The following is a 23,621-nucleotide window of genomic DNA, read 5'->3' as shown; positions in this document are numbered from 1 at the left end:
GTTTCACTATATCGCATGGCTACTGTTCAAGTAAACAGATCACCGATGCACCTCATTCAAGTACAAAAAAAGTGTAGGCGCACTACGCCCACACTTCGTTCATTCGTTTAAATGAATCTCATCATACCTGGCAACTGCAAAATGCGTCAATCAGGTGAGAAGCGGGCGCTTCTGCTTGCTTTGTGTCCAATTTTTAATTGTTTACTTGCCAACTATATCATAGCCATTGAAAGGTGTCAACTCGTTTTAGCGACCGACTTTATTATTCTACCGTCTCTTTGATCATAATGCAATGATCAATTTCGACAGAGTGTACGAATTACTTCTTTGATTCTACTTTCATCTGCTCAATAAATTGTTCAAGTGATACAGATTGTGAATCCTGTTCTCCGTATTTACGAATGTTTACAGCATTTACTTCAACTTCTTTATCGCCCAAAACGAGCATGTAAGGAATTTTTTGCATTTGTGACTCACGGATCTTATAACCTAATTTTTCATCACGGTCATCAATTGACACACGAACACCAATTTGTTGTAAGCTTTCTTGAACCTTCTTTGCATAGTCAAGGTGAACATCATTCGAAACAGGAATAATCTGTGTTTGAATTGGAGCAAGCCATGTAGGAAATGCACCTTTATATTCTTCTAGTAAAAAGGCAACAAAACGCTCCATTGTCGAAACGACACCACGGTGAACAACGACTGGACGATGCTGCTGACCATCTTCACCAACATATGTTAGATCAAAGCGTTCAGGTAATAAGAAGTCAAGTTGCACTGTAGAAAGAGTTTCATCTTTACCAAGCGCTGTACGTACTTGTACGTCAAGCTTCGGACCATAAAATGCCGCTTCACCTTCCGCTTCGTAGTACTCAACATCACCAAGCTCATCCATTGCATCCTTCAGCATGCTTTGTGCCTTTTCCCACATCGCGTCGTCATCGAAATACTTTTCTTTATCAGCTGGATCACGATAAGATAAACGGAATTTATAATTTTCTAGACCAAAGTCCTTGTAAACTTCACGAATTAAATGAACAACTCGCAAGAACTCTTCTTTAATTTGATCAGGACGACAGAAAATATGAGCATCATTTAGCGTCATACCGCGTACACGTTGTAGACCTGAAACAGCTCCAGACATCTCGTAGCGGTGCATCAAACCTAGCTCAGCAATGCGAAGTGGCAATTGACGATAGCTTCTCATATCTTGCTTATACACCATCATATGATGTGGACAGTTCATCGGACGCAAAACGAACTCTTCATTGTCACGCTCCATGACAGGGAACATGTCATCTTGATAATGGTCCCAGTGACCAGACGTTTTGTATAGCTCTGAACTTCCTAAGATTGGCGTATAGACATGCTGATAACCAAGACGTTCTTCTTTATCAACGATGTAACGTTCAATAATACGACGAACCGTTGCACCTTTTGGCAGCCAAAGCGGCAGGCCTTGTCCAACTTTTTGTGAAAGGGCAAAGATTCCGAGCTCTTTTCCTAATTTACGGTGATCACGCTCTTTTGCTTCCTCAAGTAAACGCAAATGCTCATCTAAGTCCGCTTTCTTGAAGAATGCTGTTCCGTAAATACGTTGTAGCATTTTGTTCTTACTGTCCCCACGCCAATAAGCACCAGCTAAACTTAACAATTTAAATTCTTTCACTTTATTTGTCGAAGGAATATGAATACCGCGACATAAGTCGAAGAATTCACCTTGCTCATAAATTGTAAGCATTTCTCCTTCAGGAATTGCGCTAATTAATTCCAGCTTATACTCATCACCAAGTTCCTCGTAACGGCGAATCGCTTCTTCACGTGTTACTTCAACACGTTTCACTTCAAGATTTTCGGAAATGATTTTTTTCATTTCCTTTTCAATCTTTGTTAAATCCTCTGGAGTAAGAGAATCTTCAGAATCAATATCATAATAAAATCCACCTTCAATAACAGGCCCTACGCCAAGCTTCACGTTTTTGTATAGACGCTTGATTGCTTGAGCCATAATATGAGCCGTACTATGACGCATAATTTCTAATGCTTCATCTGAATCTTGTGTCACAATTTCGACTTTGCCATCCTCATTAATCGGCGTACGTAAATCAAGTAATGTATTATTAAGCTTACCTGCGAGTGCCTTTTTCTTTAATCCTGGACTAATCGATGCAGCAATGTCTTCTGTTGTCGTTCCCTTAGGAAACTCCTTCACTGCACCATCGGGAAACGTAATCTTGACTGTCATACTTGTCCACTCCTTCTACATAATTATCATTAGAAAAACTTGGCCTATCGCCAAGTCCTTAATGGCGAAAGCCTTATTTTTTATTCGTTCAGAAAGTTATCATGGTTTTTAAACTTTCTGATTAGATAAAAAAAACACCCATCCCTCCATAAAAGAAGGGACGAGTGTAGTTCGTGGTTCCACCCTTGTTTGAGATTGACTCATGTAAGTCAGCTCTCCTCATCATGCAAGATAACGGCTGCGTACCGGCACTAAGTTGCTCCACTTTGACAGTGTTTCCCTTGCGCAGTTCAGAGGTGGTAAGTCCGCAATCCGTGTTAAGAAGCTCTCAGCATATGCTTCTCTCTCTGAAAACCGAATACCCGCGCCCTCATGTCCTCATCAATACTCTAACTTATTTGACTGTTACTATGTAGTATTATAGGGAGCGCGGTTAAGAAAATCAAGTGGCTTTGAAAAGTTACTTCGATTCTTTTTCATAGTCCTTTAAAGGATAAAGCTTCATCCTCTCTTGAAAAATGGCCTGTAAAGACATGATCACTCCATGGTCAGGATAATCTGAGAACACACGAACGACACGGGGCACCATACTGACAAGCGGACTAATCACCATCTCTTCAATATCAACCTCTTGCTCAAACACGAGATCATCTTGCAAATGAAAGAGGATCTCTTGCTTTGTCATTAGACGGAAGTGCTCATCATAAAATGTGAATGCCCCGTCATGAACAAGATGTACAAGATCGAGCTTTGCTGGCTTACACCTGACATATTGCCTGTAATCTTCTATCATATTTTGATATTCTTGTTCAAGCATATATTCATCAATCGCAATCTCCACACAATCAATCAGCATTTCACCATAATCCCTAAGACGGAAAGTGAGAAAAGGTTCATAATAAAATGTCGTTTCTTCCTCTAAATGTTTAGCAAATGCATGATAAATATAATTGCGGCGATTAAAAAAGGATTTAAGCGAAGGCAAATCACTTCGATCACCTTCTAAAATAGAACGTGCAATCGTTAAAATTTGCTGCTGTTCTTCTTCATCCGTAAAGTAAAACATCGTCTCAATAATATCAAGTAACCAATCATCTTCATTTGTACTTATCACATAATCCGTTAATACAGAAGTAAGTAAGGGATGAAACGAATCATAAAAATTCACATGACTGTGTTCATAGTTGAGAAGAATCGTATCGTCTCCTTCCACGCTTACGGCTCCGCCTAAACCGTATGGCGCATACTTCTGGATATACGCTTTTAACTGCACAAACAGTTGCTTGCAATCGTGAACTTGTTCAAAATGGATTGCTATCAACGCATACTCCCCCTTACAGTCTAACGAACAGCTTCTACGCTCTGATTTAATGTAAGTCCGTATTCAGACAGGCTCTACTTCCATCCTATGTGTAAGTTCGAAAAACATGAATAAAAAAAGGTCTAACCCCTATTTATCTAACATTGAGCTTTCGTGATAGATTGTCACAACTCAATATTATATAAATCTTGGGGTCAGACCCGCTTCTAAAAGAAAGCTAATTTTGCATAATAAAATCTTTTTCTATGACTTCCTCACCATCAAATGTACGCAAAATCTCATATTTCGTATTGCGCTGAGCTGGTATTTTACCAGCTTCACGAATGAGGCGAAGAATTTCATTCGTATTAACCTTATGCGTCGTTCCAGCTGACGAAACAACATTTTCTTCCATCATCGTGCTTCCAAAATCGTTACAACCATATTCAAGAGAAAGCTTTCCAACCTCTGGTCCCATCGTTACCCAAGATGATTGGAAATTAGGAATATTATCAAGAAATAAACGGGAGATCGCAACATTTTTCAAGTAATCACGCGGCCCGAGCTTTTTCGTTTTATACATACCCGTATTTTCTGGTTGTAATAACCATGAGATATAAGCAGTAAAACATTGTGTCCTATCTTGCGCATCACGCACACGCTGAAGGTGCAGCGCACGTTCTTCAAACGATTCACCAAATCCTATTACCATTGTTGCTGTACCATGCATGCCAACTTTTTTCGTCGCTTCCATTGCTTCAATCCATTGTTCCCATGTAACCTTTAGACGACTGACACGAAGTCTCGTTTCTTCTGTAAGAATCTCCGCTCCACCACCAGGCATACTGTCAAGACCAGCTTCCTTAAGCTCACGTAGTACTTCTTCAACGGAAAGACCCGACACTTCGGCAATTTTCCAAATTTCAGCCGGAGAAAAGGAATGCATCCAAATATTATAGCGTTTTTTAATTTCACGAAGAAGGTCTGTATAGTAACTTAGTGGAAGGTCTGGATTTGTTCCACCTTGCATTAATATTTCAGTACCACCAACTGCAATGGTTTCTTCTATCTTTTTAAAAATTTCTTCATTGCTTAATACATAACCTTCTTTGCTACCAGGTGCACGGTAAAACGCACAAAAACGACAGTACGTATCACAGAAATTTGTATAGTTCACGTTACGACCAATAATAAACGTCGTAATCGGTTCAGGGTGCCACTTTTTCATTATCTTATTAGCAGCTTCACCCATTTTTTCGACTTCATCACTTTCATAAAGAGCTATTGCATCATTCATTGATAGGCGCTCACCGTTAACTGCTCGCTCCAAAATCGCATCTATGCTCATGTGTAACCCCCGCAATCTATCAAAATAAGATACTTTTATCCTAACACAGATACGTAACGGCGAAAAGAATAGAGCTGTTCTTCGGAAAAGAATATAAAAAAGCGCAAGCACCTTGGTCAGCCGCTAGACACCAGCGAATTTTATACTTTCCTAACGTACAAAAAAACGTGTAAGGTAGCACCCCATACAGGGCACCTTACACGTTTTTTTATGAAGCTTTAAAAGTCACTATTTTTCACGACGATTTTTACCATCCACTCTCACAAACGTCGTGAAATGTTTAATCCGCTCCATGATCCGCTTTGCTTTTAACTCCTCAATACCTCCACGTTCCGAGTAAGCTAAATGTTCTTCTAATTCTTCATAATCATAATTTGAGGTAAATAATGTTGGTAATTTTTCCAACATCCGATGCTGAAGAATGGCTCCAAGCACGTCATCGCGAATCCAACCTGATATCGTTTCAGCTCCAATATCATCAAGGATTAAAACCTTCGCTTGCTTCACCATATCAAGCTTCTCTTGGAACGTTCCATCCCCAATAGCTTGCTTCATCTCTCGGAAGAAATCTGGTGTATAGACGATCAACGATTCAATTTTACGGCTTTTTAAGGCATTCATGATCGCCCCCATCATATGGGTCTTTCCTACGCCGAATTTACCGTAAAAATAAAGACCCTGTCCTTCCTCTCCAGGACTTGCACTCATTGCAAAAGCAAGAGCCTTCCGACTGGCTTCTTCTCTTTCTGTAGAACGATCCAGTGACTCAAAACTCGCATCTAAAATATCCCTTGGAACATATAATGATTTCATGAGCTGCTGTTGTAGTTTCTGTTGCTCTACCTCTTCCTTCAAAGAACACGCACGGTAATGTAAATCGATCGATCCTCTTGAGATAACAGCTTCAGGCTGATACCCTTTCATCATATTTGGGCAAGCAGAGAGACCTGGACATTCTAAACAATGGTGACGTTCCTTTTGAAATTCATATAGTTTCACTAATCCCTGCTCAATCATTTCGTCTGTCACATCTGAATACTTTTGCAAAAATGTTTGAACAAGTGGATCAGAAAGAAGCTCTTGCTTTGCCTTATCCAATTGTTCCTGTAGATTGCTATTTCTAACCCACTCTTTCATCGATTTTTGAATCGGTTCCAATTATGCCTCTCCTTTCTCTTCCTTACTCCTCTTGAGTTCCTCTAACATTTCCTCAAAGCTCTTCTCATCAGAAGAAGGTTTCGACTCTGCTGCTTGTTCTTTTATCTCACCAGTTTCGTCCTGTTCTTTTTGCTTTTCAGCTACTAACCACTTCGGTAGTTTATCACGCCTTGGCTGCTTTTGGCGATTTGTAGACTGTTTCCAGTTTTTACTCGTCTTCGCTTTGACGTTCGCTGTTTTCTTCTGTTCTAAAAGGGCAAGCTGCATCGCTTCTGTAACAGTGTGTACTTTCTTTCTCGACCAATGTCCAGCAATTTTATCAACGAGCGCCTTCGACAATTTCATATCTTGACTCCACAAAACAAAGTCAAGCAACACATTTACAACCCCTGGAAGCAACTGAAAATCAATGATTAATGATTCAATAATTTTTACATCTGCTGGAGCTACCTTAGCTCCGTCTGAACGGATCTCTAGCAAGGCGAGAGGTGCTGTCGTTTCATAAAACTTAATTGTTCGCTCTTCTTCTGTTGTTGGCTCTTTATCAGCAATGGTTCGATGTCTTTCTGGCTGTGTCTGTAATCCTAAAGCAGGTGGCTCTGTTCCATGTTCAACTTTATACCATTCTTGCGCTCTTTTTCGTAACTCATTTGGATCAAGCCTGTCATCATGAATCAATACCTGTTGGATGATGCTACTCATTTCAAGTGGCTCGATACGGTAGACAAAGGCAAGTCTCCCTATTAACTTTTTCGTGTCATTTGTTAAAAAACCTTCTGGAACGACTGATTTCGAGAGACTTTTCTCGAGTAATTCAAAATCGAAGTGCTGATTTTTAAATGAAATCTCTTCATGATAGTCTCGTGATACTAACGTTTTATCGCCGTTTATTCTAAGCGCATTTCCTGTCTCTGATTGATGGCTCGATACCATTTCCGAATGATGCAACGATGCATAAACTTCATCAAATGCATAGGTTAGTTCTGTGTATTCCTCACGAGGCATACTATCTAGCATAAAGCGCTCACGTAAATGCTTGTAGTGTGTTTTCCCAAGGCGATTAAACAAATACACACTAAGCACATCATTTACAAAAAATTGCTTTGGTGTCATTGGTGGCTGCAACTCATATAAATAAGTGGAACCTTCTTCATCCTTACGCTTAAATGTTTTTAATAACCCAATAGCTTCTAGTTTTTTTCGTTCTTCATAAATAACTTCTAGTGATACGCCAAGTAATAACATTAACTGCCTGTGCGTTTGCTCACCACTCCAATATTGATCTCGCTCAAGCTGAGACAGCAGTGTAACATACAAGCTATGAGCTAAGGCACCAGTCAGCGGTTGATACAACAAGGTTAACGTCAGACGATCCATTTCGGTTATGTACTGACTCGTTCGCACAGAAAAACGATCAACAGGTAATAACTCTTTCCAATGCCAAGTCACTTCTGCTCCCTCCTACTCACTTCGTTCAGCGTAAAAAGAGCTTGCAGCGATAAAACGCTTTAAGCTCCTCTTTCATTCCTTAATTCTTATTCATTAATTCCGTTAATTCTTTAATAAAAACATTAATATCCTTAAATTGTCGATAAACTGATGCGAATCTGACATATGCTACATCATCGATATCAGCAAGCCTCTCCATCACAAGCTCCCCGACATCATGACTGTTTACCTCATTTTTCCCTCGACCACGCAATTCTCTCTCAACATCAATAACGATTTTCTCAAGTGTTTCAAGTGGAACTGGTCTTTTTTCACAAGCTCGAATAAGACCTCGGATAATTTTATCTCGATTAAATTCTTGACGTGTTCCATCTTTTTTAACGACAATGAGTGGAACCTCTTCTACCATCTCAAAAGTCGTAAAACGTTGGTTACATTCTTCGCATTCCCGGCGACGACGAATCGAACGCCCTTCATGACTTGGTCTTGAGTCAAGCACTCTTGTTCCATTATGATGACAGGCTGGACAACGCATCAAATCATCTCCACTTTCTAAATCGTGCGTCTTGCCGCACAATGTTCGTTCTGATTGATATACTCCATGATATAGAAAAAAAAGATGTCTGACAAGCTAAGTTACATTAATTACATTAATTCCTCACCTAGACCTGAACCAATAAACATTAATTCCTTATCAAGCTTTTCATAGAATGACAAAATAGCCTGACTCGCTTCTGTACGATAGCTCACCACTTGCTATCAGTTTTTTTTATAGCCAACTACTTTGCCTCTTCCATCCACTTTTCATTACCTATATTATACTATAACAAAAAGCAAAGGAGACGAAGAAAAGAGAGAGGCGAACCCACCTCTCTCTACTGTCTGTATTATAGCGCTTGTACTTTTGATTTCTCAATTTTAACTGGTCCCATACCTCTTGGTACTTCGATAACTTCACTCGTTGTAGTACCTAATGCCTCTGCAATGTAGTTAGAAGCAACATTGGGATCAATTCGGTCTCCGCAAGTATACACATCAATACTCGCATAACCATGTTCGGGAAAACTGTGAAACGTCAAATGAGATTCAGAGATAATAACAACCCCACTCACACCATGCGGCGCAAATTTATGAAAGGCCACTTCGCGTACTTCTGCCCCTGCATTTAACGCAGCATCAACAAACACTTGTTCAATAAAACTCATATTATTCAACTTCTCCACGTTACATCCCCAAAGTTCTGCAATGACGTGACGACCCATAGTGTCCATAAGTTGAATCCCCCTTCAAAAAATATCATGCCTTCTCAAGCATGCAGGAATGCTTTATTACACGGGGGAAAGTTAGTCCAAAGAGGTCCTAACCCTTTCTGTAAAAACAATTCCTAATTTGCTAATTGAAGTTTACGAAAAAAATATACTTCGTTTAGAAATTGATTACAACAGTTAGTATAAGTTTTTTTAGACGATTTTTACCAAAAAGAAAGAAACCCAATGGAGACGAAGCTTCCCTCTCTATTTACTCGTCCATTTGCATAACTGTCACAATTAGCTCATTGAAGATATAATCGCAAACAACAATTTCTTTTAGGGTGTCTTTTTAAACTGGACACTATGCACGTTATCTATTTAAAATTTCACTTAAGATGCTGAATGAACAGTATCTTTCACACTGAGCTTTTCAGCAACTAAATTCATCAAATCAACAACACGGCAAGAGTAACCCCACTCGTTATCATACCATGCAAGTACTTTCACTTGACGTTTATTCATAACCATTGTCGACAATCCATCAATAACAGACGACTTATCCTCACCATTAAAATCAATGGATACAAGTGGTTCATTTGTAAATCCAAGAATGCCGTTTAATGCTCCATTTGCAGCAGATTCAAGTACATTATTTACTTCTTCAGTCGTGACATCAACGTCAACATTAACGACTAAATCAACGAGTGATACATTCGGCGTTGGTACACGAAGAGCCATTCCATTTAACTTACCTTCAAGACGCGGCAAGACTTTTGCGAGCGCTTTCGCGGCACCAGTAGATGTCGGAATGATTGATTGTCCGCAGGCTCGTGCACGTCGCAAATCCTTATGCGGATTATCAATATTTTTCTGATCATTTGTATAAGAATGAACAGTTGTCATTAAACCACTTTCAATTCCAAACGCCTCATCAAGCACTTTTGCAACAGGTGCCAAGCAATTTGTCGTACACGAAGCATTTGAAATAATATGATGAACTTCATGATTGTAATCGCCATCATTTACACCCATGACAATCGTAATATCCTCTTCCTTACCTGGTGCAGTGATAAGAACTTTCTTTGCCCCAGCTTCAATGTGATAATTAGCTGTTTCCTTTGTTTTAAATTTCCCTGTTGCTTCAATGACAATATCAACGCCAAGGTCAGACCACGGAAGCTCACGTGGATCACGTGATTGGTAAAGAAGGACTTCTTGCCCACCAACTAGTAATGACTGACCTTTCACTTCAACCTCTAAATCATACGTCCCATGTATACTGTCATACTTAATTAAATGAGCCAATGTTTCCGCAGGGTAACTGGCATTAATAGCGACAACCTCCACATCTCTGTCCTGCATCGCCTTACGAAATACCATTCGTCCAATACGACCAAATCCATTTATCGCTACTTTTGCCTTCATCAGAACGACTCCTCTCAGAAATAAGCTATACTTTATATCTTTTTTCTTGTAATTAGTATATCACATTTAATTATTGAATACATTATTTTCTAATAAAAAATAAAAAAATTTTGATTATGATGGATAAAAAAGAACCCTACTTATTGTCAGCAGGATTCTTTCAACCATTTATCTAAGATTGCATCTAATTGTGCTTTTGTTTCTTCTTTTGTCCCTGAGTTGTCAATAACTGCGTCAGCTCTCTCACGTTTTTTAGCGAGCGGCATTTGCGAAGCGATTCGTTGTTTAGCGTCTTCTTTTCCTGCTTGATCACGTTCCATTAGTCGAGATAATTGAGTCTCTTCATCTACATAAACGAGTAACACTTTATCAACTAAGTGAAAAAGGTTGCTCTCATATAAAAGCGGGATATCATAAACAATTGTTTTGGCGCCATTTGCCACATAATGCTCCTTTAGCGCATTCATACGCTTCCGAACTGCTGGATGAACAATTTGATTAAGAATATCCCTTTGTGATGGATCTCGAAAAATAATCGTGCCCAGCTTTTTTCTGGCGAGCGTCCCATCCTCATTTAAGACAGAGGAACCAAACTGCTCGCTAATTGCTTGAAGTGTCGCTGTGCCTGGCTCAACAACTTCGCGAGCCACTTCATCTGCATCAATGATTGGAATGTTCTTTTCTCTAATCATGTTGCTGACCGTTGATTTTCCACTAGCAATACCACCAGTTAACCCGATAAACATCTTACCCTCCTCCTACAAACTCCACACACCAAGTATGATAAGTAACAAGCCTGGAATAAAAGAACATTTCTTCACCCATTCTGAATCAGAAAAACGAAATCCGCTTTTCATTCCGAGTGTGACAAACAAAGCACTCATTACCGCAACACTTATCGCCATTCCAACTGGTGAAAATCCAATTAAGGCAGCTCCAATTCCAGCTCCAAATGCATCCAAAGATAAGGCAATGCCAAGGAAGATTGCTTCTCGACCTGTAATCGTCCCTGAATTATCAATATCTGCGACCATCGGTTTTCGTAAAATTCGAATGACAACACCAAACATTTTAATTTCAAAATTAAGGATGACTTCATCTTCTCTTGTCTTCTCTGTACTTTTAGCTGGCCGAAACACCTGATACAGAGCCCATGCACCGATTAAAATAAGAATTATTCCTCCAAGAGATTCGGCTACACGCGGTGATAAGTAGGCTTGGATCATTGTACCGAACAACATAGCAATAAGAATAGAGATTGCAGAGCATCCTGCAATAAAGAATAAAGATCGCAGAGGCAGCTTCATTTTCCGTAATCCATACGTAAGTCCGACCCCAAAGCTATCCAAGCTAACAGCAAGTGCAAGTGCCAATAAGGAGAAAATCTCAATCATAGTGATAAGCCCCTTCCATTCAAACGATACGTTAGTATATGGCTCGGGCTTATCCGATGTACATTATTTCTGACAGTTATAGCAGAAGTGTGTACCTCTTCCGCCCACAACTGTCTTTGTAATGAATGTGCCGCACTTATGGCAAGGCTCTTCTTTTCGTCCGTACACTTGAAGTTGTTGTTGAAACATCCCCATCTCACCTTGACCATTCACATAGGATTTAATAGAGCTTCCACCTACATCAACTGCCTCCTGTAAAGTTGAAACAATCTCTTCGTGTAAACGAGTCAATTCTTCATCAGTAAGCGAGGATGCAGCTCTTTGTGGATGAATACCTGACCGAAACAAAGCTTCATCCACATAAATATTCCCAAGGCCGACAACCGTTTTCTGATCTAATAACACAACCTTCACATTGCGCGTTGTTTTTTTAAAAGCTTCACGAAGAAGATCGATCGAAAAGTCAGCAGAGAATGGTTCAACTCCTAGTTGTGAAAGAGGAAGTGTCTCTTCCTCTGTTCCCTTACTATAAATGTGAAACGTTCCAAATTTCCTTACATCCTGATAACGTAATTGAGTTTGATCAGTGAAAGTGAAAATGACATGAGTATGAGGAGCGAGTTCGTCTCCTGCTTGATAAAGCCCGTATCTACCTTCCATTCTTAAATGAGACACCATCGTCACATCATCTAGCACAAAGATTAAAAATTTCCCTCTTCGCTTTAATTCATGGATCGTTTGACCAATTAACGCATCCTTAAATTGCTCGATATCATCTGGCTGCTTAATCATATTGGCCCATCTTACTTCAACAGCAGCAATTGTTTTATGAAGAACAAGCACCTCTAACGTTCGTTTAACTGTTTCAACCTCTGGTAATTCTGGCATTTCTCTTTCTCTCCTTACTTTGCATCGTACCAAGTATCCCCTGAAGAGACATCCGCTTTTAATGGTACTTCCAACTCCATAGCTTTTTCCATAACCTCAGGAACGAGCTTAATCATTTGCTCAAGCTCTTCTTCAGGTACTTCAAAAATCAATTCATCATGAACTTGTAAGAGCATTCTGCTTTTTAATTGCTTACTTTCTAATTCATTCGCCATTACGACCATCGCTTTTTTAATAATATCAGCGGCTGTTCCTTGTATCGGTGTATTCATTGCCGTACGTTCTGCAAAGCTTCGTTTGTTAAAGTTGCTACTTGTTAGGTCTGGTAAATACCTTCTACGTTGCAAAAGTGTGGAGACATATCCTTTCTCTCTTGCTTCATCTACAATATTATCCATATATTCTTTTACTTTTGGATAGCTCTCAAAGTATCGTTCAATAAATAAAGCCGCTTCTTTCCTTGTAATGCCTAAGCTTTGTGAAAGCCCATAATCACTGATTCCATAAACAATTCCAAAATTTACAGCTTTGGCGCTTCGACGCATATTTGAAGTGACTTCTTCTTCTTTCACATGGAATACATCCATCGCTGTTTTCGTATGAATGTCCATATCATTCTTGAAAGCTTCAATCAGTTTTTCATCTCCAGCTATATGAGCAAGTACACGTAATTCAATTTGCGAATAATCAGCTGCAACCATCTTCCAGCCTTCTTCAGACGGTACAAAGGCTTTGCGGATTTTCCGACCTTCTTCTAAACGTATCGGAATATTTTGTAGGTTAGGATCCGTAGAGCTCAAACGACCTGTTTGTGTCAATGCTTGATTATAGCGAGTATGAATTTTATTTGTTTCCTTCTTAGTTACTTTCAACAAACCTTCAATATAAGTTGAATTTAATTTTCCTAATTGTCTATAGTGAAGAATATGTTCAATAATTTCGTGCTCTCCCGCTAACTTTTCGAGCACATCAGCTGAGGTTGAATAACCTGTTTTTGTTTTTTTGATTGGCGGAAGCTCAAGCTTTTCAAATAGAATTTCTCCAAGCTGCTTCGGTGAGTTAATATTAAAATTTTCACCTGCTAGCTCATGAATTTTTGCTTCAAGATCTTTTAATCTACCTTCAAGGTCCTCACCCATTTGCTCAAGCTGCTCTTTGTCGACCTTCACCCCTGTTGTTTCCATCCGACCAAGAACAACTGAAAGCGGCATTTCCAGCTCACGATAAAGCTTTCCCTGCTCATTTTCCTGCAGCTCTTTTTCAAGCACTGGCTTGAGTTGATAAAGCGCATCTGCCTTCCGAACTAAATGTTCTGCTAGCTTATCAAGTTCTGGAATTCGTTGCTTTGCGCCTTTTCCGTATACAACTTCATCTTCTTGAACTTGCCCCTTGCCTTTACGTTTAGCAACATCACTCATTTCATGAGAAGAGAGAGAGGGATCAAGCAAGTAAGAAGCCATTTGCACATCAAAATCAATCCCGTCAAGCAAGACATCACGCCAGCCAAGAGCAACGACTGCACGTTTGGCATCAAAGACCCACTTCTTTGCCGATTCATTCTTGGCCCACTGAATAAATACCTGTGAATCTAGCGCTTGCTCTGTCGGAATAAAATAATGACCATTCTCATTGACAATGGCAATACCTTCAATATTTGCTTGGTGATAATTCTCACTCAACACTTCGACAATTAAAGCAGAAGGGTTAGCGAGATGCGACTCTTCAATCGTTTCGACGATCTCATATGAAATCTTATCCAACTCTTTTTCTTCAGTAGCCTCTCCATCTTGGTCAAACTTCGAGATAAGTGAAGAAAATTCCAGTTCTTTTAAAAACGATACGATCTTCTTTGAATCGTATTCACCAAAAACCAGTTCATCAAGCGACTTCTCAAGAGGAACCTCAAGGAAAATCGTTGCAAGCTCTTTACTCATTATTGCCTGCTCTTGATTTTCTTCTAATTTTTCCTTCATTTTTTTTCCGGAAATTTGATCAATTGACTTTAATACTTGTTCGACGGAGCCAAATTCCTTCAATAGTTTTAACGCTGTTTTTTCACCAATACCAGGTACACCAGGAATATTATCTGAGCTATCTCCCATTAAACCTTTCATATCAATGATTTGCTTTGGGGTAATCCCGTACTTTTCATCAATCAAAGCTTCATCATATTGCTCAACTGTTGTAATTCCTTTTTTCGTCAAAGCGACCGTGACACGGGGAGACACAAGTTGAAGCAAGTCCTTATCACCTGAAAATACTTTCACTTCCCACTCTTTTTCAGCTGCTTCCTTAGCAAGAGTTCCAATGATATCATCTGCTTCATAATTTTCTGCTTCATATCGTGCGATCCCAAAAGCGTCAAGAAGCTCACGAACAAGTGGAAACTGCTCAGATAGCTCGGGCGGTGTTTTCTGTCGACCGCCTTTATATTCCCCGTACGTTTTATGACGAAAAGTCGTTTTCCCAGCATCAAAGGCAACAAGCATATGGGTTGGCTTTTCCTCTTCAATAATTTTCAACAACATTGTCGTAAAACCATATACTGCGTTCGTATAGACACCTTTTTCATTATTTAATAATGGTAAGGCAAAAAATGCGCGATAAGCAATACTATTTCCATCTATTAATACAAGCTTTTTCAACGGAAATACCCCTCTCTTCATACAATATGTTCTTAATGTTTATTGTAGCATAGCCAGGTAAAAATGAGAAAAAGCCGAGAATCATCTCGGCACAAGCACTCTATCTAATCAATATAACCCATCAAAATTCGAGCATATGGCGAATCAGAAGGTAATACGATTACTGTCTCATCACCAATCGTTTGCTCATACGATTCAAGAGTACGATAAAGCTGATAAAATTCAGGATCACGTCCAAATGCGTCATTGTAAATACGCGCAGCCTCCGCTTCCCCTTCACCAATCACTTCATTTGCATCCGCTGTCGCTGTTGCAATCATTTCCTGTACTTCTCGATCCGTATTAGCTCGTATACGATTAGCTTCTGCATCCCCTTGTGATAAATATTCTTGAGCTGTTGATTGACGCTCAGAAATCATTCGGCGATAAACCGCTTGTTCATTGGCCTCAGGTAAATCAGTACGTTTCATCCGAACATCAGTTAAGAGAACACCATATTGATTTCGTTCAAGCGCCTCGTTTACCCGTTCAAGAACAAGCTCGTTAAAGCTCCCACGAGTTGGCGTCATTTCTTCATTAATAATTTCGTCAAAATCAAGTTGACCTAGTTCCGCACGGATAGCTGAGAAAATAAGCTCTCCCATAATGGCTTCTGCCTGTTGAATTGTCCGAGCATTGGCAATCATCATTTGTGGATCATCAACTCTCCAAACAGCATAGTGATCTGCCAACATTCGTTTTTTATCTCTTGTATTTATTTCAGCTGGTGGAATATCATAAACCATTTGATATTTTGGCAACGTTGTAACCGATTGAATAAATGGTATCTTGTAGCTAAGACCTGGCTCATCTTCAATACGTACAACCTCCCCAAACTGACGAACGACTTTATACTCGCCCTGCTCCACAATAAAGAGATTACTCATAATCGTGGCAATAATCGCTATTAAAATAACGGCTATAGCTGCTAGCTTCATATATTTTCGCCAATCTTCACTAGGACGACGTTCATTTAAATCAACAATATTTTCGTCACTCATTAGTTACTCCCTCCTTCTGCCGCCGCTTCTGGTCTTCTCTCAAGCGGACGAATAGGTAAGTAGCTCACCGTATCATTATTACTATCCATAATATAGATTTCTGTGGAAGGTAACACACTCTCTAGAGTTTCGAGAACAAGACGTTGGCGCGTCACTTCAGGGCTAACTAAATATTCGTCATATAGTGCATCAAATTTGGCAACATCACCACGTGAACGCTCGACTCGCTCCGTTCTCGTCCCTTCAGCTCGAGACATAATCGCGTCTATCTCCCCTTCTGCTACATTAATTTCTTGATTTCGATATTTATTTGCTTCGTTTATTTTTGTCAATCGTTCTTCGCGTGCATCTGTTACTTCCGTAAACGCACGACGAACTTCTTCTGTCGGTAATTCAACATCCTGTAACTTTACGTCTTGGATACTAACTCCAATTTGATAGACTTCAAGTAACGCGACTAAGTTTTCAAATACCTTTGCTTCAATTTCTGGTCTTTGATCCGTCAAAGCATCGTCAATATTTGAGCTACCAATGACTCCACGCAATGAAGCAGATGTTGCATTATGGAGAATTTGCTGCGGATCTTCTGTACTATACAAATAAAGTTCTGGATCCGTAATTCGCCATTGAACAGCCAAATCAGCAAATAAAATGTTTTCATCCCCTGTAATCATTTTAGCTTCATTTGTAAATTCAATGACTTCACCGTCAGCTTCCTCATAACCAACTTGAAGATTGAAGGTCCCTCTTGATAATATTTCAACTCTTTGGATTGGCCATGGCATTTTAAATTTTAATCCTGGCTCAGTAATCGTCTCTTCCACTTTACCAAAAGTGATTAGTGCTGCTTGTTCAGATTCGTCTACCGTATACCAGCCCGTCACTAAAAAAAGAGCGAGAATGGCAATTCCGACTAAAGAAATAAAACCGATCAATAATTGCTTAATCGTCATCGTATCATCCTTCCATTTTCATTCTATGTACCTTACGAATAATAGCTTGAATCGGTTTCATTGTATTTGAAAATAAAATACACCGTTCCCACATTCTTATTCATTATAGTACAAAACACAACCAAAATGGAGGTAATAGGAAAATCAAATTGTAAATAACAACAAAAAGGACGAAAGCTATAAGGGGGAGCTTTCGTCCAAAAAATAAGGGGATGTAAAACTACTTCGTCAAAGAGTAATGGGATGAGTCAATTACCCTTGACTAGGTATTGATGAAACCGTTCACTTAGTAGTATAGATGGACAAGGTTAAGCTAACATGAACAAAGTGTAAAAATTTTGTAAAGACGACCTTATTTCTCCGTTCCTTCGTCTTGCTGCCGTTTGAAAACAACCGTAAATGTTGTCCCTTTTCCAACTTGACTTTGAACATGAATATGCCCGTGATGAGCTTCAACTAAATGCTTAACAATGGCCAGCCCTAAACCCGTTCCACCAGAATTACGACTACGTGCTCGATCAACGCGGTAAAATCGTTCAAAAATACGCGGTAGATCCTCTTCACTGATTCCCACACCAGTATCAGCAATTTGTAGCTCGACAAGATCTTTGGTACCTGTTAATAAAATATCGATGCGGCCCCCAGATGATGTGTACATAATTCCATTATTAACGAGATTAATCAGAATCTGTTTTAAGCGTTCAGGATCTCCTTCTAGCGTACTATCCCCTTCCTTTTTTGTAACAATTTCAATTCCTTTTTCTTTTGCTTTTTCTTTGAGTAATACAGCTACATCTTCTACAATACCTTCAAGGTTTGTCTTCTGCCAATTAAGCTTAAAATACTGTTGCTCAATTCGCGATAATTCCAACAAATCATGAATAAGCCCTTGCAAACGTTCACTTTCTTTATAAATAATATTTAAGAACTTTCCTCGTAATTGTTCTGTTTCCATCGCCCCGTCTAAAAGAGTCTCTGTAAACCCTTTAATTGATGTAACAGGAGTCTTGAGTTCATGTGAAACATTGGCTACAAAATCCTTACGTACCTGCTCTAATTTTTTTAATTCAGTGATGTCATGAAGGACGATCGCAATTCCCTTTAACCTTCCCTTATTGCTCATAATAGGGGCTGCATATACATCAAAATGCCGTACTTCAAGGTGAACAGGAAAATGAATTTGCATCCGTTGCTTTTCTTCTGTCAGAAAGATTGTTTGGACAATTTTATTTAATTCTTTGTGTTTGATTACGTCATGATAGAGTTGATTTACCCATAAATCAGTATCGTCTTGAAAAATATCATTACACGTTCGATTAATGAGCGTGATATCTCCTCTTCTATTAATTAGAATGAGTCCACTTCCCATATTTTCAATTAACGTCTCCATCCGCTCTTGTTGGGCTTGATGTCTCCTTGTAATTTGTTCTAAATTATAAGCTAAAACGTTAATCGACTTAGTAAGTTGTCCAATCTCATCACTCTTACCCTCAACTGTTCGTGCTTTAAAGTTTCCTTCTGCCAGCTCGATGGCTACAGCTGTCGCATTTTCAATTGGTCTAATCATTTGATTCGCTACACGATATGTGACAGAGCCAATAATAACAAAAGCAATTGAGAAGCTAATGATCAAAATTCCCCATATGGTTTGGTTCATTTGGGTCAATGTTGTGGTTGGTAAGCCTAGACGTACATACCCAATCTCTTGGTTTTGTGCATCTATAACCGGAACAGCATAATACAGTAATTCCTCATTGACCGTATTGCTATAGCGAATACTCATTCCTTCTTCTCCAGACGTCACTGCCTTAATTTCAGGTCGTGAATCATGGTTATCCATTAATGATGGATCTGTATCCGATTCACCAATCACAGTACCGTCTGGGAGGATAATGGTCACTCTAGCATTTAAAGTTTCTGAAAACTGTTCGGTTAATAATTGAATATTGTCTCGATCCAATCCTTCTTCAGCAAGTATGTAAGCCGTTAATTGTGCTTCTTTTTTTAATCGATCGGTTATACTGTTTAACGTAAAGTTTTCATATAATTGGCCGATCGTTACCACAAGGCTTGTCATTACCAATAACGTAATACTGACAACTGCTATAGTGATTCTAAATCTAAGCTTGACCATCTAATTGTGGTTCCTCTAATTTATAGCCAAGCCCTCGAATCGTTTTAATGTAAATGGGCTTCCTTGTATTCGGTTCAATTTTTTCTCTTAAATGGCTGATATGAACATCGACAATTCTTGTGTCCCCAACAAACTCGTAGTCCCAAACAGCATTTAAAAGCTGATCTCGAGTCAGTACTCGTCCTTTGTGATTAGCCAAGTATAGAAGAAGTTCAAATTCTTTTGGAGTTAAATCTAATGACTTCTTTTTATAGTGGACTTCATAATTGTCTGGATAAATATCAACCTCACCAAATGTAATCACTTTCTGATTTTCGTTCGTTTCTGCATTTTGCTGTGATAAAGATGGCTGTTGTCCAATTCTTCTCAAAATCGCCCTCACACGTGCAACGACCTCACGAGGACTAAAAGGTTTGGTCATGTAATCATCTGCACCTAGTTCAAGCCCAAGAACTTTATCAAATTCATCATCCTTTGCTGTCAGCATTAAAATGGGTGTTAATACTTTTTGCTGACGTAACTGTTTGCAAACCTCGAGACCATCGATTTCAGGCAACATCAAATCGAGTATAATTAAATCAAATGATTGGGATAGGGCAAGTTCTAAACCCGCTGCCCCGTCCATCGCGGTCACGACCTCATATCCTGATTGTTCAAGATTAAATTGCAGTAAGGTAACAATTGATTCTTCATCATCGACGACTAGTAAACGTTGTGACATAGTTCAATCCTCCAAACTCAACCTTCCCCTTAAAAGTCGAGTCAATATTGTAACGGTCCATCCCTCTTACCAATTTTATTTTATGTTTCTATCCTTTACATATCATATAACATCTTAACACAATAATAAATAAACCCCTTTGCTACAATTTACAGCAAAGGGGTTTTCTCACTTATTACTCTTTTGGCAAAGCTTTCATAACATTACGAACTGACTCAACTGATTGAGCTAGCGCTGCTTTTTCATCATCTGTTAAATCAAGCTCAATGATTTTCTCGATACCGTCACCGCCAAGAATCGTCGGTACGCCGACATAAAGATCTTCATAACCGTATTCACCCTCTAGGTAGGCAATAGTCGGAAGAACACGTTTTTTATCCTTAATAATGGCCTCAACCATTTGAGCAAGTGATGCAGCTGGAGCGTAGTACGCACTACCGTTACCAAGAAGACCTACAATTTCACCGCCACCTTTACGAGTGCGCTCTACGATTGCATCTAGGCGATCTTGTGGAATAAGCTTTTCAAGCGGAACACCGCCAGCAGCTGAGTAACGAATAAGTGGAACCATGTCATCACCGTGGCCACCGAGAACAAACCCTGTAATATCTTCAACAGAAAGATTTAATTCTTGTGCTACAAATGTACGGAAACGAGCCGTATCTAGAACACCAGATTGACCGATTACACGATTTTTTGGGAAACCAGATTCCTTATAAACCGTGTACGTCATTGCATCCGCAGGGTTTGTTAACACAATGATGTAGCAATTTGGTGAATATTTTACAACTTCCCTCGTTACTGCTTTCATAATTCCAGCATTTGTATTAACTAAGTCATCACGGCTCATACCTGGCTTGCGTGCAATCCCAGCTGTTATGACAACAACATCAGAATCCTTCGTATCTTCATAATTAGAAGAACCGATAATATTTGAATCAATTCCTTGAACAGGTGTTGACTCTAACATATCAAGTGCTTTCCCTTTCGTTGGACCTTCCATTTGAGGAATATCCAGAAGAACAACATCTCCTAATTCCTTCTGTGCAACCATTAGAGCTGTTGTTGCTCCAGTAAAGCCCCCACCAATTACGGAAATCTTACGACGTTTAATTGCCATAAATATTCACTCCCATTAATTTTATGAGTTCTTTTTATGATTATTTAAGATTTTTAATAAGCTCATCTGCAAAACCAGAACACGATACTTCAGTTGCACCATCCATTAAACGTGCGAAGTCATATGTGACAACCTTGCTTGCAATCGTCTTATCCATTGAATTCATAATTAAATCTGCAGCTTCATTCCAACCTAAGTGACGAAGCATTAATTCACCTGATAGAAGAACAGAAGATGGATTTACTTTATCAAGACCAGCATATTTAGGCGCCGTTCCATGAGTTGCTTCAAAAATAGCATGACCTGAGTCGTAGTTAATGTTTGCACCTGGAGCAATACCAATTCCACCAACTTGAGCAGCAAGTGCATCAGAGATATAGTCACCATTTAGGTTCATCGTCGCTACAACATCAAATTCTTTTGGACGAGTTAAAATTTGTTGTAAGAAAATATCAGCAATTGAATCCTTCACGATAATTTTACCAGCAGCTTCAGCCTCAGCTTGTGCTTTATTAGCAGCATCCTTACCTTCTGTTTCAACTAATTTATCATATTGAGCCCAAGTAAATACTTTATCTCCGAATTCACGTTCAGCTACTTCATAACCCCAGTTCTTAAATGCACCTTCAGTAAATTTCATGATGTTTCCTTTGTGAACAATCGTAACACTCTTGCGGCCTTCATCAATTGCATACTGAATCGCAGCACGAACCAGTCGGTCTGTTCCTTCCTGAGAAACAGGTTTAATACCGATTCCAGACGTCTCAGGGAAGCGAATCTTGCTTGCACCCATTTCATTTTGTAAGAAATCAATCAATTTCTTCACTTCGTCAGAACCTTCTTGATACTCGATACCAGCATAAATATCTTCAGAGTTTTCACGGAAGATAACCATGTCTGTATCTTCTGGACGTTTAACTGGTGAAGGAACACCTTGGAAATAACGAACTGGACGAAGACATACGTATAAGTCAAGTTCTTGACGTAACGCTACGTTAAGCGAACGGATTCCGCCACCAACAGGAGTTGTTAGAGGTCCTTTGATTGCAATCATATATTCGCGTACAGCATCTAATGTTGCAGCAGGTAACCACTCACCTGTTTCGTTAAATGCCTTTTCACCTGCAAGGATCTCTTTCCATTCAATTTTCTTTTCACCGTTATATGCTTTCTCAACTGCTGCATCTAATACACGAGATGCCGCTGCCCAAATATCAGGACCAATTCCGTCACCTTCAATATAAGGAATAATTGGATTATTCGGAACATCAAGCACTCCATTGTTTACTTTAATTACTTCTCCCATCTTTACATTACCTCCTTAATAATTAAAAACCATTGTCTCACCTTTAATGGTGCAACTCTTCTGCAAGAAAGTCAATCTCTATGTACAAGGAGGTTCCCCTCCTAGTGTACGCTCTTAGCGTTGTTCAATTGGAATATAAGAACGTTTATCAGGTCCTACATATTCTGCTCTTGGACGAATTAGTCTGTTGTTATCATATTGTTCTAAAATGTGAGCTAACCAACCAGATGTACGACTCACAGCGAAAATTGGTGTAAATAAATCATGGTTTATCCCTAAGCTGTGATAAACACTAGCAGAATAGAAATCTACATTCGGAAGCAAGCCTTTTTCACCAGTAACCATCTCATCAATTTTAATTGACATCTCATACCACTTTGTTTCACCAGTGATTTCAGTGAGACGTTTAGACATTTCACGGAGATGCTTTGCACGAGGATCACCATCTTTGTACACTCGATGACCGAAGCCCATAATCTTCTCTTTGTTATCGAGTGCCTTGCGGATATAAGGCTCTACATTATTCACGTCACCTATCTCTGTTAACATCTTCATAACAGCTTCATTTGCTCCACCATGTAAAGGCCCTTTTAGTGCACCAATTGCCGCTGTGATTCCTGAGTAAACATCAGATAGTGTCGCCACACAGACTCGCGCTGTGAAAGTAGAAGCATTCAACTCATGATCAGCATGTAAAACAAGTGCTTTATCTAAAGCATTGACTGCAATCTCATCAGGTTCATTACCTGTTAACATGTAAAGGAAGTTAGCAGCAAAGCCTAAATCTGTACGAGGTGCAACAGGTTCCTGACCTTCACGAATTCGAGAAAACGCTGTCACAATTGTTGGGATTTGGGCTTGAATCTTAAGCGCTTTTAGACGATTAGCATCCTCTTCCATAACGTCAGCTTGTTCATCAAATAATGCCAGACTTGAAATTGCTGTACGAAGCGCTGCCATTGGATGAACCTTTCCAATTGGATAAGCTTTCATTTGGTCAATAATCTCTTTTGGTATTTCTGCATGATTGGCAAGCTCTTGAGTAAATTGACTCAACTCATCTTCTTTCGGCAATCGTCCATTCCAAAGGAGGTAAATCACCTCTTCAAAACTCGCATTATCTGCTAAATCATCAATATCGTACCCTTGATAAGTCAAAACACTTTCAATAATTGAACTAACACTTGATGTCGTTGCTACAATACCTTCTAGACCACGAGTTGTACTCACGTTAACCTCTCC

Annotated in this window: 19 protein-coding genes and 1 other annotated feature; all 19 genes read right to left on the bottom strand. The window is 39.4% G+C overall.

Annotated elements, in window-relative coordinates; genetic code table 11:
- Nucleotides 1–59 precede the first annotated feature (59 nt).
- Nucleotides 60–183: a sequence feature (ribosomal protein L20 leader region), on the bottom strand.
- Nucleotides 184–319: 136 nt separating this feature from the next.
- Entirely contained in the window at nt 320–2,248 is a 1,929-nt protein-coding gene (gene thrS / locus IQ10_RS08335) for a threonine--tRNA ligase (RefSeq protein ID WP_144450034.1), read from the bottom strand.
- A 460-nt stretch (nt 2,249–2,708) separates the two neighbouring features.
- Nucleotides 2,709–3,569 (bottom strand): putative sporulation protein YtxC, encoded by an 861-nt coding sequence (gene ytxC, locus IQ10_RS08330; RefSeq protein WP_144450033.1) that lies wholly within the window; start codon nt 3,567–3,569, stop codon nt 2,709–2,711.
- Nucleotides 3,570–3,786: 217 nt separating this feature from the next.
- A complete protein-coding gene (gene mqnC, locus IQ10_RS08325; protein WP_144450032.1) occupies nt 3,787–4,896 on the bottom strand; it encodes a cyclic dehypoxanthinyl futalosine synthase in 1,110 nt (369 codons plus the stop codon).
- 228 nt (nt 4,897–5,124) lie between these two features.
- Nucleotides 5,125–6,054, bottom strand: coding sequence for a primosomal protein DnaI (gene dnaI / locus IQ10_RS08320; protein ID WP_144450031.1), 930 nt, complete (start codon nt 6,052–6,054; stop codon nt 5,125–5,127).
- The gene (locus IQ10_RS08315; RefSeq protein WP_144450030.1) at nt 6,055–7,503 is read right to left on the bottom strand and encodes a replication initiation and membrane attachment family protein; all 1,449 of its coding nucleotides are present in this window, start codon (nt 7,501–7,503) and stop codon (nt 6,055–6,057) included.
- A gap of 79 nt (nt 7,504–7,582) precedes the next feature.
- Complete coding sequence (nrdR, locus tag IQ10_RS08310; protein WP_144450029.1) at nt 7,583–8,038, bottom strand: transcriptional regulator NrdR; 456 nt, start codon at nt 8,036–8,038, stop codon at nt 7,583–7,585.
- Between the two features lie 352 nt (nt 8,039–8,390).
- Nucleotides 8,391–8,774 (bottom strand): adenosylmethionine decarboxylase, encoded by a 384-nt coding sequence (gene speD, locus IQ10_RS08305; protein ID WP_144450028.1) that lies wholly within the window; start codon nt 8,772–8,774, stop codon nt 8,391–8,393.
- A 369-nt stretch (nt 8,775–9,143) separates the two neighbouring features.
- Nucleotides 9,144–10,178 carry a glyceraldehyde-3-phosphate dehydrogenase gene (locus IQ10_RS08300; protein WP_144450027.1) on the bottom strand — a complete coding sequence of 345 codons (1,035 nt, stop codon included), beginning with the start codon at nt 10,176–10,178 and terminating at the stop codon, nt 9,144–9,146.
- A gap of 146 nt (nt 10,179–10,324) precedes the next feature.
- On the bottom strand, nt 10,325–10,924 hold the full coding sequence (coaE, locus tag IQ10_RS08295) for a dephospho-CoA kinase (protein WP_144450026.1): 600 nt from the start codon (nt 10,922–10,924) through the stop codon (nt 10,325–10,327).
- A gap of 12 nt (nt 10,925–10,936) precedes the next feature.
- Nucleotides 10,937–11,572, bottom strand: a complete 636-nt coding sequence (gene ytaF, locus IQ10_RS08290; RefSeq protein ID WP_144450025.1) for a sporulation membrane protein YtaF — start codon at nt 11,570–11,572, stop codon at nt 10,937–10,939.
- Nucleotides 11,573–11,635: 63 nt separating this feature from the next.
- The gene (gene mutM, locus IQ10_RS08285) at nt 11,636–12,460 is read right to left on the bottom strand and encodes a DNA-formamidopyrimidine glycosylase (protein WP_144450024.1); all 825 of its coding nucleotides are present in this window, start codon (nt 12,458–12,460) and stop codon (nt 11,636–11,638) included.
- Between the two features lie 14 nt (nt 12,461–12,474).
- A complete protein-coding gene (polA, locus tag IQ10_RS08280) occupies nt 12,475–15,126 on the bottom strand; it encodes a DNA polymerase I (protein ID WP_144450023.1) in 2,652 nt (883 codons plus the stop codon).
- A gap of 83 nt (nt 15,127–15,209) precedes the next feature.
- Entirely contained in the window at nt 15,210–16,145 is a 936-nt protein-coding gene (gene hflC / locus IQ10_RS08275) for a protease modulator HflC (RefSeq protein WP_144450022.1), read from the bottom strand.
- Nucleotides 16,145–17,098, bottom strand: coding sequence for an FtsH protease activity modulator HflK (gene hflK, locus IQ10_RS08270; RefSeq protein ID WP_144450021.1), 954 nt, complete (start codon nt 17,096–17,098; stop codon nt 16,145–16,147). The genes hflC and hflK overlap by 1 nt, the downstream gene beginning before the upstream one ends.
- Before the next feature lie 352 nt (nt 17,099–17,450).
- Nucleotides 17,451–19,232, bottom strand: a complete 1,782-nt coding sequence (pnpS, locus tag IQ10_RS08265; protein WP_144450020.1) for a two-component system histidine kinase PnpS — start codon at nt 19,230–19,232, stop codon at nt 17,451–17,453.
- On the bottom strand, nt 19,219–19,953 hold the full coding sequence (locus IQ10_RS08260) for a response regulator transcription factor (RefSeq protein WP_144450019.1): 735 nt from the start codon (nt 19,951–19,953) through the stop codon (nt 19,219–19,221). The genes pnpS and IQ10_RS08260 overlap by 14 nt, the downstream gene beginning before the upstream one ends.
- Before the next feature lie 175 nt (nt 19,954–20,128).
- Nucleotides 20,129–21,073 (bottom strand): malate dehydrogenase, encoded by a 945-nt coding sequence (gene mdh / locus IQ10_RS08255; protein WP_144450018.1) that lies wholly within the window; start codon nt 21,071–21,073, stop codon nt 20,129–20,131.
- A 40-nt stretch (nt 21,074–21,113) separates the two neighbouring features.
- Nucleotides 21,114–22,379, bottom strand: coding sequence for an NADP-dependent isocitrate dehydrogenase (gene icd / locus IQ10_RS08250; RefSeq protein WP_144450017.1), 1,266 nt, complete (start codon nt 22,377–22,379; stop codon nt 21,114–21,116).
- A gap of 114 nt (nt 22,380–22,493) precedes the next feature.
- Nucleotides 22,494–23,609, bottom strand: coding sequence for a citrate synthase (gene citZ / locus IQ10_RS08245; protein ID WP_144450016.1), 1,116 nt, complete (start codon nt 23,607–23,609; stop codon nt 22,494–22,496).
- Nucleotides 23,610–23,621: the final 12 nt, after the last annotated feature.

Source organism: Halalkalibacter nanhaiisediminis (genome assembly GCF_007830185.1).
GTDB classification, from domain to species: domain Bacteria; phylum Bacillota; class Bacilli; order Bacillales; family Bacillaceae_D; genus Halalkalibacter; species Halalkalibacter nanhaiisediminis.
The sequence above is the reverse complement of the archived record's forward strand: the minus strand, read 5'-3'. Positions and strand labels throughout refer to the sequence as shown.

Excerpts from the sequence above, each read along its gene's own strand:
- nrdR (WP_144450029.1), bottom strand. The coding sequence starts at position 8,038 with ATGCGTTGTCCAGCCTGTCATCATAATGGAACAAGAGTGCTTGACTCA.
- ytaF (WP_144450025.1), bottom strand. The coding sequence starts at position 11,572 with ATGATTGAGATTTTCTCCTTATTGGCACTTGCACTTGCTGTTAGCTTG.
- speD (WP_144450028.1), bottom strand. The coding sequence starts at position 8,774 with ATGGACACTATGGGTCGTCACGTCATTGCAGAACTTTGGGGATGTAAC.
- mutM (WP_144450024.1), bottom strand. The coding sequence starts at position 12,460 with ATGCCAGAATTACCAGAGGTTGAAACAGTTAAACGAACGTTAGAGGTG.
- hflK (WP_144450021.1), bottom strand. The coding sequence starts at position 17,098 with ATGACGATTAAGCAATTATTGATCGGTTTTATTTCTTTAGTCGGAATT.
- thrS (WP_144450034.1), bottom strand. The coding sequence starts at position 2,248 with ATGACAGTCAAGATTACGTTTCCCGATGGTGCAGTGAAGGAGTTTCCT.
- coaE (WP_144450026.1), bottom strand. The coding sequence starts at position 10,924 with ATGTTTATCGGGTTAACTGGTGGTATTGCTAGTGGAAAATCAACGGTC.
- IQ10_RS08300 (WP_144450027.1), bottom strand. The coding sequence starts at position 10,178 with ATGAAGGCAAAAGTAGCGATAAATGGATTTGGTCGTATTGGACGAATG.
- pnpS (WP_144450020.1), bottom strand. The coding sequence starts at position 19,232 with ATGGTCAAGCTTAGATTTAGAATCACTATAGCAGTTGTCAGTATTACG.
- mdh (WP_144450018.1), bottom strand. The coding sequence starts at position 21,073 with ATGGCAATTAAACGTCGTAAGATTTCCGTAATTGGTGGGGGCTTTACT.
- IQ10_RS08260 (WP_144450019.1), bottom strand. The coding sequence starts at position 19,953 with ATGTCACAACGTTTACTAGTCGTCGATGATGAAGAATCAATTGTTACC.
- hflC (WP_144450022.1), bottom strand. The coding sequence starts at position 16,145 with ATGAGTGACGAAAATATTGTTGATTTAAATGAACGTCGTCCTAGTGAA.
- mqnC (WP_144450032.1), bottom strand. The coding sequence starts at position 4,896 with ATGAGCATAGATGCGATTTTGGAGCGAGCAGTTAACGGTGAGCGCCTA.
- icd (WP_144450017.1), bottom strand. The coding sequence starts at position 22,379 with ATGGGAGAAGTAATTAAAGTAAACAATGGAGTGCTTGATGTTCCGAAT.
- polA (WP_144450023.1), bottom strand. The coding sequence starts at position 15,126 with ATGAAGAGAGGGGTATTTCCGTTGAAAAAGCTTGTATTAATAGATGGA.